Raw genomic sequence first — 16,319 nt, forward strand, 5'->3', positions numbered from 1 at the left:
CGCTCAAGGGGCCAACAAGGCATCCGGCAAGCCACTATAACGGGCGGTGCGTGCGCCCACACCGTGGCGCAGCACCGGCCAAGACGCGTAAAGATCAAGCTGGCGCTTCGCCCGCGTCATGCCGGTGTAAATCAGCTCGCGGGTTACCACTGGTGAAATGGTGGGCGGACACACCAGCACTGTGTGCGCAAACTCCGAGCCCTGTGATTTATGCACCGTCATCGCAAACGCGGTTTGATGGGCAGGCAGACGGCTGGCAAGCAAATAGCGCACCTCGCCATCGTGGGTTTCAAACGCCACACGCGTGATCCCTTCATGCTGCACCGCAATCCCAATATCACCGTTATACAACCCCAGAGCATGATCGTTTTGCAAAATCATGATTGGTCGGCCGTGATACCAGGTGTCACGCTCTTTGGCGATCAGCCCTGCCGACGCCAAGTGCTGCTCAATGGCTTGGTTGAGCCCAGCGACGCCAAACGGACCTTCAGTCAATGCGCATAACAATCGAAATTGGCTAAAAGCACTCAGCACATCCACCATTGATGACGGGTTTTCGAGCCTCGCATTATCGAGTGTCGTTAAGTAATCGCGATATCCTGCCACCGCTTGTTGCATCAGGGTCTGATAGCTGTCATCACTCAGCACATGGTGGGTAATATCGCTATAGCCGCGTTTTAACACCGCCCCCACCTCGGCCATCTCTCCTCGGTTCACCGCAAAGGCGAGCTGGCCAATGCCGGATTGAGCATCAAAACGATAACTTTTGCGCAGCAGACACAGGGCACTGGCAATCGCTGGCGCATTTGGGTTTTCGGGTACGTCAAAGCCTGTTAACTGGCTTAAACGCGCCGCCTGCGCCGCTGGATAGCCCGCCTCGGCGTACTGACAAATATCCCCTAGCACCGCCCCCGCTTCCACAGAGGCAAGCTGATCTTTATCCCCCAGCAAAATAATGCGTGTTGAGGGCGCCAAGGCATCGAACAGCTGTGCCATCAAGGGCAAGTCCACCATCGAGGCTTCATCGACAATCAACACATCCGCATGCACGGGGTTATTTTTATGATGGCGAAACGCCACCCGCTGCGGAATCGCCCCTAATAATCGGTGAATGGTACTGGCTTGGGTCGGCAGCGCCGCTTTTACGTCATGATCAACAGGCAAAGCGGCAATCGCCCGCCCTAGTGATTCAGTCAATCGGTTAGCGGCTTTACCGGTCGGAGCGACCAGTTTGATGGTGAGCGCTGCAGACGTTGCGCGTTCAGCGTGGTGCGACGCCACCAGCGCCGCCAACAAACGGGCAACAGTGGTGGTTTTACCCGTGCCCGGCCCTCCCGAAATCACCGCAAACGGCTGGGTCAACGCGGTGGCTGCCGCCACTTTTTGCCAATCAATCTCCGCCTGTGAGGCGGCAAATAAGCTATCTAGGGTTTGTCTAGCCTCATCCGGTACCGATAGCGCCGTGAGGCGCTGGCGAATATGCCCCGCCACTTGCTGCTCGGCATGCCAGTAGCGATGCAAATACAATCGATGCCCGGCAAGCACCAAGGGCGTTGACTGCATCCCATCGGACACGACTGCGGCCTGCGCCAATTGCTCGCTTGGCGCTTGGCTATCAATATGTTCCAGCAAGGGCTGCCACGCGACATCGCTGGGTGGCTGCCACTGGTGCAAGTCAAGGCAGACATGGCCTTTGCCCACTTCGCGACTCAACAGTGCCGCCCATACTGTGATAGCGGCCTTGTCTAACTGAGTTTCTTCTTCACCCATCAAACAAGCAAATTGCACATCAATCGCCCGCAATTCCCCACGCTGGTAAAGTGCCATTAATGCTTGCTTCATACCGACTCTCCAGCAAAGAGGTTGTCCAAGGCGTCAATCAGTGCCTTATCGGGACGGTGCGCGAATACGCCGGTCTCGCCGCTATCGCTGGCGCCCCGTAAAAAGAAATAAAACACGCCCCCCACATGGGTGTCGTAGTCATAATCTGGGATCCGCTGGCGCAAAAAGCGGTGCAGCGCCAAGGTATAGATTTGGTACTGAAAGTCGTATCGGTGCGCGATCATCGCCTCTTTGAGCGCCTCAGGATGGTAATCGGCCACGCTATCCCCCAAATGGTTCGACTTCCAATCCAGCACGTAATACTTGCCATCGGCGCGGAAGGTTAAATCGATAAAGCCTTTTAGCATCCCGCGCGCCGTGTCAAAGGTGAGCTGGCCAGCGCGGGCAGACAATGCATCATACCGTGCGGCGAGTCGGTTCAGTCGCTGGCAGTCCAGTGCGGCCAAAGGCATCACGAACTCCATCTCCGTTAATCGACTGGCATTATCAATTTGGTTGAGCATCAACCCGTGCTCATTGAGCGGGTGTTTCAATACCTGTGTCATCCACTGCTGCAATATCGGGCACCACTGTGGGTCATAGTTTTCCAAGCTAAGATGATGGGTAATAAGCTCAGCGATTTCTTCACTCATCAAATCGGCGGTAAAGTCCACTTCTTCAAATAGGGTGTGTAAAAAGGTACCGGCTCGCGCGCCTTTGGGAAACGCAAAAACCGACCAAGGATCCACCGCCACATCCGCCGTCTCCTCGTCAGCGAGATCATCGTCCGCGTCCAAGTCATAACTGGCCAATGTTGGCAAGGCACTGATGTGATGGCTTTGTTTTAGCAGCCCTGAGTAACTGGTTAAGCGCCACTGACGGTCAATCTTGCCGCCAAACTGACGCGCGCTTAGCGCCTCGTGGGAGCCTGTTTGAGGGGCATAACGGCTATCATCCGGCTCAGGTGGGGCGACCACAGCCACCGCATCGCTCGCGCTTGCTAATCCAGCCAAACTCTCGGCCAGCAGGCTAGCATCACCGGCTTCTCCATGCTGGAGCAAATAACCGAGGGCCGTTAGGTGCAAGGCCGAGTCTTTTTGCCGACTGTTACCTTGTTTAAGAGGTGCACAGCCGATAAAACACCCATACACGGCACGGGTCACCGCCACGTACAGCAAGCGGATATCTTCAGCCAGCCGCTCTTTTTCAGCCCGCTCTTTGCCTTCATCGACATTATCCAGCGCCAGCACTGGCTGATACTGTTCATCGTGATAAAACGGTTGGCTGCTTTCGCGATACTGACAAGCAAACGGCAAGTAAACCAGATCGTATTCCAAGCCTTTCGATTTATGGATGGTGACAATTTGCACCAAATCACGCTCCGACTCCAACCGCACCTGCTGCTCTTCCGATTGTTGAGCCGGCTCGGCCATTCGCTCTTGTAGCCAGCGGATCAGCGCGTGTGGGTTGTCCAATTGCTGGCTGGCACTTTGCAGCAACTCCGCTATATGCAAAAAGTCGGTCACACAGCGCTCGCCTTGCGGCATCGCCAACCAGTTTTCTGCCACTTGGCGGGCACTGGCGACTTGGCGAAGCATCGGCATCACCCCACGGCGCTGCCAGGTATCACGGTAATGGCTAAAGGCCACCACCTCTTGCTCCCACAAGGCTTCGTCTTGATTGAGTAACGCCAACTGCTCGGCGGTCAAGCCAAATAAGGGGCTGGCTAGTGCCGCTCGCAACTTACGCTCGTTTTCAGGCTGCATCACCGCCACTAAGATACGCTCAATATCACTGGCGACGGGGCTGGCGAACACATTATCACGGTTGGAAAGATAGACAGACGCCACGCCTTTTTCGGCCAGCGCTTGCTTGACCAGCTGTGCCTCGCGTCCGGTGCGCACCAACACAGCGATATTGTGCGGCTGAATGTCGGCTTGGCCGGAAGGCGTTTGTAGATAACTATTGCCCGCCACCGATTGATTGAGTACCTGAGTGATATGCTGTGCGGTACTCACCGCCAAGGTCTGTTCAAAATCTTGCTTGGTACACAATTCATCCGGGCTGTGATGCCAAAAGGTGAGCGCGGGCTGCTCGTTTCCCTCCACCACCAGCGCTTTTTGTTTGGCACTAGGCGAAGAGGCCACCTCTAAAAAGGGAATGCTGTCTTGATAAACGAACGGTGCCTTCGCACGTGAGAACAAGGCATTGACCCCGCGCACCATACCATCTGTCGAGCGCCAGTTAGTGGCAAGGTTGTAGTGATCACTCACCTGCGCACGGGCATGAATATAGGTGAAGATGTCGGCACCACGGAAGGCATAAATCGCCTGCTTAGGGTCGCCAATCATCATTAAACCGGTGCGCTCCCCCCCTTCTTCTTGATCTTCGAATACAGGGGTATCGTCCGCCACTGGCGGCTGATAGACAGTGCTAAAAATCTGATATTGCAGCGGGTCGGTGTCTTGGAATTCATCAATCATTGCCACCGGATATAAGCTGCGAATACGCGCGGCCAACTGGCCTTGGCTATCTTGGTCAAGTGCGCTGGCAAGCTGAGAAAGGAGATCGTCAAACGAGAGCCACCCTTGGCGACGTTTTTCTTGGCGGAGCAGCTGCCGCACTTCTTTAATCGCCAGTGCGGTCAATCCCGGTTTTAACGTCGGCGGCTGATCAACCAATGCCTGAATGTGATCAAATAGCGCCAGACTCGGTGGCTCAGCTTTACTCTTGGCCGCCAAGGTTTGTTGGGCGAATTTTTCCAATTTGTCGGGCAATTGGTAATCAAGCGTCTCGGCATTGGCCCATTGTTCCATCGCATTCAGCCAGTTCGCCAGATGGTCTTTGCGATAACTGCGGCCATCGAGCTTGGCGGCGCTTAGCTGGTCGGTGATCTGTTCCCCCGCCTCGCGCCATGCGCGCTTCACCGCATCAATCTTGGCAATCGCCGCTTGGTGTGCCGCCATGAGATCTTCGCCGAGATCAGGCGCCTTAACCGTGACAGCCGGTCCGGATAAATAGGGCGCAATCTCTTTTAATAAGGCCTCCGGTGCGGGCCAGTAGCTGCTCACCACACCGGCTAACGATTTAGGCAACGGATAAAAACGACGACGCCAAAAATCGGCCGCCGCGCGCGCTTTGATCTGTCGCTCATCGGTGACAAATTCATGACTGAACAGGCTGCCCGATTCAAACGCATTTTGGGTCAGCATCCGCTGACAAAAACCGTGAATGGTATAGATAGCCGCTTCGTCCATCTGACGCTCGGCCTCTAACAGTCGCTGCGCCGCGGTTTTATGATCGCTTACCTCTGCAAGCAAAGGGCCAATGATAGGATCGTCACTCTCACCGCGCATAAAGGCAAAACGCGCCTCATGAATGCGACGCCGAATACGGTCTTTCAGCTCTTGGGTTGCCGCTTCGGTAAAAGTCACCACCAGTATTTGCTCGACCCGACACGGCGCTGCGCGGCCATGCCCAAGTAACAATCGCAGGTACAAGCCAGCAATCGTAAATGTCTTGCCGGTGCCAGCGGAGGCTTCGATTAATCGGACGCCATCAAGTGGCAAGGTGAGCGGGTTGAGGATCTGCGGTTCCATATCATTATTTCATCGCCTAGTCTGCCCGCTATTGTAGCAACCCCTTGGGGGAAAACATATTCAGGCCGAGACAACCGTGCTGAGCTCGCTAAGATTTTCCTGCCCGACTCATTGACTTTTATTCATGCTCACACCTCTCAAGTGATATTAATACTCATTATCATGACTTGATATTTAGTTTTAATTCTATTAATAATGGACTGCTTATAACTATCACTCATATAAAACTCATACAGGGAGTATCACCATGCCACTCATCCACCGACTCTCGGTGCGTAATAAGCTCTTACTTTTAGTTGGCTTAGCCGTATTAAGTCTCGTCAGTTTGGCCGCTTACCTTTCTTTTTCCCATTTTGAGGCCATCAAGCAAGAGCGCATAGCCCAGATGCACAAAAAGGTCGATATGGCATGGCACTATCTTGATGCTATGCACCGACAATACCCCAACCAAGACACGCCCCCCGAATCCGTTCTTCATGCTGTCAGCGCACTCAAATATGGCCAAGCCGGCTACTTTTTTATCGTCGATCGCAATAATGTGATGATTGCTGGTGCCGAAAGTGCAGTAGGCAAAAACACGCGGCAAATTGTTGATGCCGATGGCCAATCGATTTTACCCGCTCTGACCCAGGCCGCTAATCAAGCTAATGGGGGGATCGCGCGGTATACATTTCAAAAGCCCGGTAGTCATCAAGCGGTAGAAAAGCTCAGTGTGGTGAAGCGTTTTGGTCCTTGGGATTTAATGGTTGGTTCAGGGTTCTACTTGGATGACCTACGCGCACAGGCGTGGCAGCAAGCGCTCAACGCAGCAGGAGTGACAGCTCTGATTAGCGCGGTGATGATTGTACTTGCCAGTGCCCTTTCCCGAGCGATGCTGACACCGCTCATGGCGCTGCGCCATGTCATATCTTCACTCGCTGAGGGCGATCTTACTCAACGCGCGACCGTGTATGGTCGCGATGAGATTAGCGACATGAGTCAGCATACCAACCAAGCTTTGGATGCGCTGCAGCGGCTGATCTCGCAGGTAGATACCAATGTAAGCGAGCAGCATCAAGGTAGTGAAGAAGTCGCAAGCCTGGCTGCCAGCACCGCTCGTGCGGTTGAAGAACAAAATCGCACTCTCGACTCTGTGGCAAGTGCCGTCGAAGAGCTTTCTACCGCCGTACGTGACGTGCAATACCTTACCGAGTCGAATGCTTCTCAAACCGATAGCGCCACACAGCTCATCAACGATGTCGATGGCAGTTTGCAACGCGCTACCAGCGCGATGGAAACCGTGCAGCAACGCGTCGACGATACGTCTGAGATCTTACGTGAACTCGCCGACTCCACCCAACAAATCAGTGATGTGACTACCGTCATTAACACCATTTCCGAGCAAACCAACCTACTTGCCCTTAACGCAGCGATTGAGGCAGCACGAGCGGGTGAAGCGGGACGTGGATTTGCAGTGGTTGCCGATGAGGTTCGCCAATTAGCGCAATCCACGCAAGAGTCGACCACACGCATCAGTGATATTGTCGGCACGCTGCAAGCTCGGGCCGACAATGCAGTCAGCAGTATGGCGGATGGTCAACAACAAACACAAACATGTGTCAATGACGCACAGGCGGCGCGTCGTGATATGGCCGCGTTACAAACTCAGGTTCAAGAACTCGCCGCTTTGAATGGCCAAGTGGCGACTTCAACCACTCAGCAAGCAGCTGCCGCCGAGGAAGTGGCCAAGAACCTAGCAGCTATCACCGAAGTGTCTCATCAAAATGCCCAAGCCAGCGATGATACCCGTGAACTGACCGATAAAGCACTGTCACTCAGCCAGCGTGTAAAGCAAGGTCTCTCGCTATTTTCACACTGATAAAGCCCTAACAGTGAAAGGATCACCAAGACGACTTGGTGGCTCCTTGGCGGTGAGCGATGACGCCCTAAAAAGCGAACATTAAAAAGGCCAGCATGGCTGGCCTTGGTTCATTGATTGAGACGTAACGCTTACGACTGAAGCCAAACTGGGTTGGTCCATGCCGTGCTGCCGTCTTTGTCTTCCACTTCTAGGTTGATCCAACCTTCTGCATCCGCAGGAATAGGCAGTGATAGCTCAAGGCGCTGTGTACTCTCTTCGGGGTTAATGGTGATGCTGTTTAGCACCTCACCACCTTGACCGATTAAGCGCACTTCTTTGAGACCATCAGCGGCGACTACATTGATATCCCATTTATCACCAGCCTTGGCGGTTTCACCAAACATGATGTTTTGTGGGTACAGAATGGGCCCCTGAGTGGCATAGCCGTGACCTGCTTTCAACGCTTTGGCAAAGGCAAGAGGCGTTAGCTCACCATCAACATTGGCCATCATACGAATACGACCGGTAAGCTGGTTCCACGCATCATGAGTATCGGTACCGGCTGTGAGGTACATGGCTTCGCCTTGATCCCAAAGCTTGTGCGCTTTTTCAAGGGTCGGCTCGTTATCGACACGTGCGTTGAGCTCCATCAGGTCGAAACGATCGGTCTTACCACCCGGCACCGCATCCTTAGCGATATTGGTGAAGTAGCCATAATCGTTATATGGGTGGTTCATCGGCACCACTTCTGCGCCCATCTCATGCGCAGCATCAATCAAGGTGTGCACGTCATCAGTACCCGGATCGACCGTCAGCGCGGCGCCATTGTCGATGGGGAATGGGTTCATGTGTCCCCACGATGGCGAGATCTCAATCGATGGAATGAAAGGTACGCCACGTTTTGCTGATAGGTCAGCAAACACTTTGTGATTAATGGTGGAGTCATGATCACTGATAAAGGTCAGATCCAAGTCAGTTGCCAACTGAGCACGCACCACGATTTCTGGAGGTGTTACCCCTTCCAGCACATTGCCGTGGTGGTGCAAGTCAGCGCCATACCAATGGTTACGGTTAGGGAAAGTCACCTGAGGCACTTTCACCACTTGTTGGTTGGTTTTGCCCGACTCGAGCGTTACATCCAAAGTTTGTGATTCTGCAGTAAAGCCCGCACCGGCGTTAATGCCTAACTTGTATTCACCCGGTGCCAGTTTTAGCTCGGCATGGCCGGCAGGCAGCAAATCAGTGAAGAAGGTACGCTTACCCAAAAATTCAACCGGTGGCGCTTGGCCTTCAATGATAGTCACACGCGCATCTTTGGCTACACCAGAGGCCGCTTCTTCCACGTTAAGTGCAAGCGTCGCTGGGCTTTTCAGCGATGTGAAATCCAGTGTTTGTTCACTATCGGCACTGACGGTAATAGATTGCGGTTGGCTGTTCGCATGGCCAGTTGCCGTGCCATACACTTGGTACTTACCTTCTGGCAATGCCATGTTGTATTGACCCTCTTTGGCAAGCGTCCACGCGTAAGGGTGACCGTCTTTTTCAATCATCACAATCGCATCGGCAGGCACGTTACCGTTGTCGGCGCGCAATTGGCCGCTAATGGTGCCCGTCGCTTCGCCATGACGCTCGGCTTCCGCTTTGACAATCGGTGCCATATCGCCGTTGGGAACAACCTGGAGCTTTGAGTCAAAGGTACGGGTCTCGCCCGCTTTAAGCGTGTGACCCAAATACATATCGCGGCCGTTATATTTGATGCGATCAAAATAAGGCGCATGCAGTGCGAACGCCCAATCACGGTCATACGCCACCATGCGATCGGCTAGGGCATTATCGGCCATCGCTTCTTCATTGCCTTCAAGACCTGGTACCGCGAACTGATAGCCCGTATCCGGCCAAATCGTGTGGCCTGATTCTAGCTCAAGGTCGTCTTCGCCTTGGTTGCTCATCACGGTTTTGAGTCCAATCGAATCAGAACCCGCTTCCAAGGTGTACCAAGTGGTAATGTCGACCTTGTCGAAGTTACGGCTCACTTTGATCACCGCTTTTTCATCGCTGTCTTCCACAATGTCAATCGACTTACGATCGTTCGGCCAAGCCGACCAGCTATTAGGGATGAAATCTGCAAAAGCGACTCGGTCTAGATCAATTTTGCCATTTTTCACCGCCGCGAGGTCCACCAAGGTACCACGTGGCACGCCCCATGGTGGCGCAGACTCAACCGCCAATGCGAACGCGACATGCTCATTTTTTACCGTGATGTCTTGGGCATGCGTTGCCTCGCCATCTGGGATTGCAGTCTTACCTTGAGTAATGCTGACGTCGGCGTGCGCTGAGGCACCCAACAAAAGGCCAGAGACTAAGGTTGCCACTGCGCTTTTTGAGAATTTATGCATGAAGGCACTTCCTTTTTTTCATGGTTTGTTATGTGAATTTTCGATGACATTGTGCGTTAAGTTAATTACACGTTCAAATAAAAAACATCGTAAAAACCCTACAAAACCACACATTTAATACGTCCACTAACAAATTAAAAAACCACAAGATACTGATATTATGATAACTTTTTCTGAAACCCACTATTCAAATGATCGTTTAAAAAATATTTAGACCCCAAATAGATTGACCCCTAACGAGGCGCAAGTCGCGCAATCTTTGACCAACAAATTGATAACAATTGTCGCACTAAACGCCGACGTATTGACGCACCTCCTGCTCACTCTTTAATGATATTTAGCGCRCACATTTAGATATTTACTCAACTATAATGAATAAAAACACAAAAAGAACATCAAAAATCATGCTTTTAAAGACAATCGATGCACAATAAAAAGCCAAGCATCAACTTGGCTAACAGGGGGAAGCGTGGAGAGGAAGAGACAGAGGCCACATCGCGCCTATGATGCGGACTTCACTGCATGCTAGTGTTTTTGTCGCTGCGCTAACATCGGCATTAAGTGGCGATCGCCTGTTGCTAACAGCGCTTGGCCGAGGCTTTCACGCCATTGCGGCCAAACACGGTAAACGTAAGGGTTTTGTCCTTCGCCAGGATTAAAGCCTCCCACAAAGGCATCGCGTATCGATTTCAGCGCTTTGTCTTGGCTGGTTTCACTGTTATCAAAGCCTTTTTTACTATCTCGGGCTTTTATCCCCGCCCCGACTGAGCTTGGCAGATAGGTAAGTGGCTGATTCAGGCCCTGTTGATAGTCTTCAACCAAGGCATGTAGGTGTGCTCGCGCGTCATCTTTGCTGAGTGGGGAAAACTCAATGGTTTCTTTCACTCCCACCAGCGTACTCGGCACGGCTTCGCCCATTGCGCATTGGCATAAATGATCAATCCATACTGAAAGCTGATGACGTACAGTCAGATCGCCACAATGAAAGCGAACCAAGCAGTCTTGATAACGCCGATTGAGCCAACCTTGCAGTTGTACCTCACCCAAGGCAGTAGGAAGGGTCAGATTGAGTTCAAGATCGGGGCGCGGTGCGGCGAGCAATGGCGTTAAGCGTTGGTACATATCACGGATCACCGTAACTTGCGTATCCAAGGTCAATTCGCCAAAGTACGCTAAGGGCAACTTGCCCTGTCCTCGCTGTCGGGCCATAAAGTCCTGCACACTTTGGGGGCTGTCATCAGTCTCAATAAAGTGGGCTAATAGCTGATCGCGCAGCTGAAAGCGGTGCAAGGTATCTAAGCTAAAGGGTTCAAATTCTTCTAACGGCGCTTCTAACTGCTCAAAGAAGACTTTCAAGCGGCGTTGGAAAAAATAGCGCACGGGCAACCGCCAAAAGCGCTGCAACTCAGCCAACTCAATCACAGGATCGATATGACTATCCGGATCAGGGCTTAATGCATCATCCATAAATGCCGGCAGTTGCGTCCCTTGCCCTTTGGCAGCCGGTAGCCACTCTTGCGCGTAGCTACCATCATGAGCAAACGCCTCTGGGCTAAAGGGAGTGAGCGGATGCGTCTGGATAAGCGTCTCTTCCAGCCGCTGACGTGACTGGACTTCGGGTAAATCGCGGTCACCGGCCAAACAGTAGCCTTGGGTACAATATTCAAGCAGCTCGGTAACCAGCACCGACGGGACTTTTAAGCTGTTATCTTGCACTGAGCGCCCGACATAACTGATATATAAACGCTGCTGTGCTGACTGCAACGCTTCTAAAAACAGGTAACGATCATCGTCGCGACGCGAGCGATCCCCTGCCCGCGTGCGGCCCACCATCAAATCAAATCCGACGCTAGGCACAGTGCGCGGGTACACGCCATCATTCATCCCAAGCAGACACACCACGTTAAAGGGAATAGAGCGCATCGGCATCAAGGTGCAAAAGTTGACCTGTCCGGCCAAAAAGCGCTGGCTGACTCGCTCGTTGTTGAGGCGACCATTAAAGTAATCGCGCACCACGGGCAAGGTTAGCGTGTGGGTAAAGGCGGCATCGCTAAGCTGTGTCAGCCAACTGTCTAACTGGGTACGGATTAATTTGACTGCTAACTCTTCATCCCCTTCAATGGCGAAGCAGTCATCCAGCATTTGAGTCAACCGCGCCACCCACGCCTTGCCATCGCATTCAATCGCCAGTTGTTGCTGGTAGTGGATCAATGTGTCTATAAACAACCCTAAACGCCCCGCCAGCTCCGCATTAAGCCCTTGGACTTCATCATAAGGGACGGTGTCTGCAAACAAGCCGGCCTCACTCGGCATCGCGTAGCCGAGTAGCATACGTTTCAGGCCAAATAGCCACGTATTCTGATACTGCTCGGGCAAGGCAAATTGACTCGCGGTATGGGTATCAAGCCCCCAGCGAATGCCGGTTTCTTCCACCCACTGCTTAATCTGATCAAACTGTTGGCTGTCGATGGCAAAACGGCGCGACACCGCCGGCACCTCAAGAATTTCCAATAGTTCCGCCGCACTGCATCGACTATCAGGCAGGGTGAGCAGACGCAAAAAGGCGGCTAACACCGGGCTTTCTTGATCGGCGCTGCGATCTGAGATGGAAAAGGGAATAAAACGCTCACTCGGCGCATTACCAAACACCGCTTGAATGGCGGGGCTGTAGGCATTGATATCCGCCACCATCACAATCACATCGCGGGGGCTCAGTGATGGGTTGCCCTCAAACATCGCGAGTAGCTGATCGTGCAGCACTTCGACTTCGCGCATCGGGCTGTGACAGGCATGGATTGCGATGGAAGCATCATCTGGCTCGATTTCTGTTTTCGCCGCACTGGTTTCAGTCTGCTTGGGATCGCCCGGCTCATTCAAATCCAAAATATCGGCTTGGAGATGATGGAGCAGATTATCGCGGTTGACCTCAACAAAGCCGCTATCAATCTCATTACAGGCCATTTCTGAGAGCAGCAGTAAGTTATCGCGCCCCAGTTTTCCCATCGACGCCAGCAAGCTGTTCCCTACTTCACCGTGCTCGGGCTCATCAAGCCCCAGTGCCAATTGGCTCTCGGCGGGGATGTCTTCAATTCGGCTGATTTTATCCCGCGCCAATGCGGCACGTTTAGCCAGATAGCGCTTGTCGCGAATATCGCCCCAATAATAACGGCATGGGTTGGTGAACATAAAATGCACCTCCACATGCTCGCCCAGTGCTTGCAACGCATCCAGATAGCGTGGTGGGAGCGCGGAGATGCCAAATACAAACACCCGTTCAATATCAGCCAGCCCCGCAGGCTTGTGCTGATGGCTGGTTAAGGTATCGATAAACTCTTGATACAAGTTAGCGCGATGGTAAGGCGATTGGCCCAGCGCCAATGTGTGATCGTATAAGCGACGCCACAGTTTTTGCTGCCAAGGCTGCACATCGTCAAGCTCGGGTACCGGTTGCTCTTGCTCCCATGCCAGCATCCACTCGGGGCGATAGACCAAATACTGGTCGAAAATATCGGCCACTTTTTCGGCCAGCTGGTAAGCGCGTTGCTGATCCTGGCTATCTTCCAAATACGCGGCTAAATCAGCGAACTCTGGCGCATCCAGACAGCTGGGTAAGATGTCCATTAGCTTCCATGTCATCGCCTCTTTATTGAAATCACTGCGCTCAGGCACGCCATCCAACACCCGCACAAACAACTGCCAGATAAAGGTAGCGGGAAGTGGGAATTCGACGTTTGCAACAATCTGCTGCTCGTTGGCGAGTGCCATTTTTAACCACTGCGCCATGCCGGGGCTTTGCACCAGAATAAGTTCTTTTTGAAAGGGGTCAGACAGCGGACGCTGCTGGATCAGGGAGACCAACAGCGATTTTAACAGATCGAGCTGATTAGAGTGATAAACAGTAAACACAAGGCGCTCACATGGGAAAGATAACTGGCATCGATTGTGGCCGATTGCCGTACTAAGCGCAAACCGCTACCGACACACCGCGACCTCGCACACGACTTGTTAAGCGCGTGATAATGCGGCAAATCGCTGAGCGATTACACGCGATTGTCACCCACACTGAATGCGATCAGCTGGCTGATATGGTTCAGTGAACGCCCCGACTCTTGCTGCCACTCATTAAATGCCTGTTGCGCGGCTTGCATCGCCCGCTTGGTCTCTCGACCGCTATCAACGATTTTAGTCGCGCGCAGGTAGTGCTCGATATCACGGGTGAACAAGAAGGTGTCCTTGCCCATTCGGCGCAAGGTATAAGCACCGGTATTACCGCCTAAACGCTTACCGTGTTTTTTTAAATACTGCCATAAACCGACAATATCCTCGCTGGGCCAATCGGCGACAAACTGGCTAAAACTGCCGTGCGATTGCTGCACGCGGTGGATCATTTCCGCGTTGTGCGGAATCGTCATCACCTTGGTAAGGTGACGAATAATCGCTGGGTTGGTGGCTTTTTCTTCCCACATTTCCGGTGGCATCAGCAGCATTTTCTCAATATCAAAGCCCCAGAATACCTCTTCGAACCCCGGCCACTTTTTACGGACGACCTGCCAACTAATGCCCGATTGAAACACCTTCTGACTAAACGCCGCTAACCAGCGATCATCCGGTATCTCACACAAGGCATGAGGCGCAAGCGGTGCCACCAACATGCGCTCTACCTCGCGTTGACCGCCTTTGCGCTCAGCGGCACGTTGATAAATGGTGCTAAATTTTTCTCTCATGTCACAATCATGGCCGGGTCAGTGGACAATGGCCCTTATCCTACTGTATAAAAAGACAGTAAATCAACGAAGAGAGGGTAATTATGGCCGTTATCGTCAAGTACGTGGTCGAACGCGAGGGAGAAGAAAAGATGACATTTACCTCCAAAGCTGAAGCCGACGCCTACGACAGAATGTTGGATATGGCGGATGCCATGTTCGATCTGATTGGAGAAAGCGAACTGGTAGACGACGAAGAAAAGCGTGAAGCCTTGTCGCTATACCTTGCTCAACACAAAGACTCGGTGCTTGAAGCACTGGGCGCAAAACGCAAGGCGGCAAAGAAAAAGCCGGCAAAAAGCGAGAACAAAGCGGACGAGAGTCGCGACGACAAAGACGCCGATGCGGCCTAAAGTTGTGATTGCTGACCCTTTTAGCATCCGCGAAAGAGCAAGCCCACTTGGCTTGCTTTTTTTATGCCTGTCTCCTGATGACTATGCATCAAAATGAATCGGTGCGCTGACCTGTAACGGTTTTTGCCTCCGCCAGCCGTTAAGCGCTTCCAACCACCGCCGCTTGTCTTTAAGATGAAGTGTTTGATGTTTTAAGCCCAACGACACAAGGAGATTCCCCCCAATGGCAAGCTTTGCTCTGGCACTCGGTACCGCCACTCAAAACCAGGACGGTAAAATCATTGAAGCCTATTTCCCAGCGCCCCTGCTTAATCCTAGTGATGATCTGGTAAGTGCCCTAAGCGCGCTAACCGATTATAGCGCCGGTAATCAGGTACTAGAGGTTGCACCAGAAACCTGCGCTGCAATCAGTGAAGCCTTCGCCGCCGCTGGCGCTCAAAAGGCAGCTAACTTTGCGAGCAAGGCTCAACAAACCACACAGCCACTGGTGCTGGTTATTCTAGAAAACGACAGCAAACCCGCATCGGTGGCTGAAGGCTTCCTCAAGCTTCAGCTGATCTCGCACCGCTTAGTCAAACCACACGGTGTGGTGCTAGACGGACTCTTTGGCCTGCTGCACAACATTGCTTGGACCAACCAGGGCCCAATCGACTTGCCGGAACTGCCTGAGCGTCAGATGGAAGCGCGTCTGAAAGGCGAAACATTGACCGTTGAGTGCGTGGATAAATTCCCGAAAATGACCGATTACGTGGTGCCTGCCGGTGTGCGTATTGCTGATACCGCCCGTGTTCGCTTGGGCGCCCATGTGGGTGAAGGCACCACGGTGATGCACGAAGGCTTTATCAACTTCAATGCCGGCACCGAAGGCAAGAGCATGATTGAAGGCCGTATCTCTGCGGGTGTGATGGTCGGTCAAGGTAGCGATATTGGCGGCGGTGCATCCATTATGGGGACGCTAAGTGGCGGCGGCCAGATTGTGATCTCAATTGGTGAGAACTCACTGTTGGGTGCCAATGCTGGCCTTGGTTTCCCATTAGGCGATCGTTGCACCATCGAGTCAGGACTGTATGTCACCGCAGGCACCAAAGTCACCATGCTCGACGCTGACGGCAATGTGGTCGAAAGCATCAAAGCACGTGATTTGGCCGGTAAGTCGGACCTATTGCTACGCCGCAACTCAAAAACGGGAGCGGTTGAATGCTTAACCAACAAAACGGCGGTCGAGCTCAACCACGAGCTACACGCGAATAACTAATCAAGCCCGATTTTAGTTCTGTTCAAAGGCGGCCAACTTGGTCGCCTTTTTTATGTCCGCTTTGCTTGAATCACTATCGCGTCACCGCAATACGCCAAAAAGCACAAGCAGGTTTGTGGCACATTTTAACCACAAGCGAAAACGAGGAAAATAAACAGGCGCGAGGCGACCCTGACTGGCGGGTAAATCAGCGTTCGTGACCTCTCCCAACGTAGCATTTTTGGCATTGAGTTCAAGGCTTTTCCGACCTTTTCGATGTCAGGATTCGCAGGTGCTCACAGATCCTTCTATC

8 protein-coding genes are annotated in these 16,319 nt (G+C 52.7%); 3 read left to right on the forward strand and 5 right to left on the reverse strand.

What is annotated here, in order from left to right; genetic code table 11:
- Nucleotides 1-3: 3 nt before the first annotated feature.
- Together recD and recB are read right to left on the reverse strand one after the other, a co-directional pair.
- Nucleotides 4-1,842, reverse strand: coding sequence for an exodeoxyribonuclease V subunit alpha (gene recD / locus BZG20_RS09985; protein WP_077578903.1), 1,839 nt, complete (start codon nt 1,840-1,842; stop codon nt 4-6).
- Complete coding sequence (gene recB / locus BZG20_RS09990; RefSeq protein ID WP_077578905.1) at nt 1,839-5,420, reverse strand: exodeoxyribonuclease V subunit beta; 3,582 nt, start codon at nt 5,418-5,420, stop codon at nt 1,839-1,841. Before recB ends, recD begins: the two co-directional genes overlap by 4 nt.
- Nucleotides 5,421-5,667: 247 nt before the next feature.
- Between recB and BZG20_RS09995 the strand changes: the two genes are divergently transcribed.
- Nucleotides 5,668-7,278, forward strand: a complete 1,611-nt coding sequence (locus BZG20_RS09995; protein WP_077578906.1) for a methyl-accepting chemotaxis protein — start codon at nt 5,668-5,670, stop codon at nt 7,276-7,278.
- Between the two features lie 131 nt (nt 7,279-7,409).
- Here the strand turns inward: BZG20_RS09995 and BZG20_RS10000 are convergent, their stop codons facing one another.
- From BZG20_RS10000 to BZG20_RS10010, 3 genes are all read right to left on the reverse strand, one after another.
- Nucleotides 7,410-9,656 carry a CehA/McbA family metallohydrolase gene (locus BZG20_RS10000; RefSeq protein WP_046074138.1) on the reverse strand — a complete coding sequence of 749 codons (2,247 nt, stop codon included), beginning with the start codon at nt 9,654-9,656 and terminating at the stop codon, nt 7,410-7,412.
- A 525-nt stretch (nt 9,657-10,181) separates the two neighbouring features.
- Complete coding sequence (gene recC, locus BZG20_RS10005) at nt 10,182-13,562, reverse strand: exodeoxyribonuclease V subunit gamma (protein WP_077578908.1); 3,381 nt, start codon at nt 13,560-13,562, stop codon at nt 10,182-10,184.
- Nucleotides 13,563-13,696: 134 nt separating this feature from the next.
- Nucleotides 13,697-14,380, reverse strand: coding sequence for a DNA-3-methyladenine glycosylase I (locus tag BZG20_RS10010; protein WP_046074136.1), 684 nt, complete (start codon nt 14,378-14,380; stop codon nt 13,697-13,699).
- 83 nt (nt 14,381-14,463) lie between these two features.
- On the opposite strand from BZG20_RS10010, the gene BZG20_RS10015 reads away from it, so the two are divergent.
- Both BZG20_RS10015 and dapD read left to right on the forward strand, forming a co-directional pair.
- Nucleotides 14,464-14,772 carry a YebG family protein gene (locus BZG20_RS10015; RefSeq protein ID WP_077578910.1) on the forward strand — a complete coding sequence of 103 codons (309 nt, stop codon included), beginning with the start codon at nt 14,464-14,466 and terminating at the stop codon, nt 14,770-14,772.
- A 223-nt stretch (nt 14,773-14,995) separates the two neighbouring features.
- A complete protein-coding gene (dapD, locus tag BZG20_RS10020; protein ID WP_074213325.1) occupies nt 14,996-16,027 on the forward strand; it encodes a 2,3,4,5-tetrahydropyridine-2,6-dicarboxylate N-succinyltransferase in 1,032 nt (343 codons plus the stop codon).
- Nucleotides 16,028-16,319 lie beyond the last annotated feature (292 nt).

Origin of the sequence: Salinivibrio sp. IB868, from assembly GCF_001995655.1 — a bacterium.
Taxonomy (GTDB): Bacteria; Pseudomonadota; Gammaproteobacteria; order Enterobacterales; family Vibrionaceae; genus Salinivibrio; species Salinivibrio siamensis.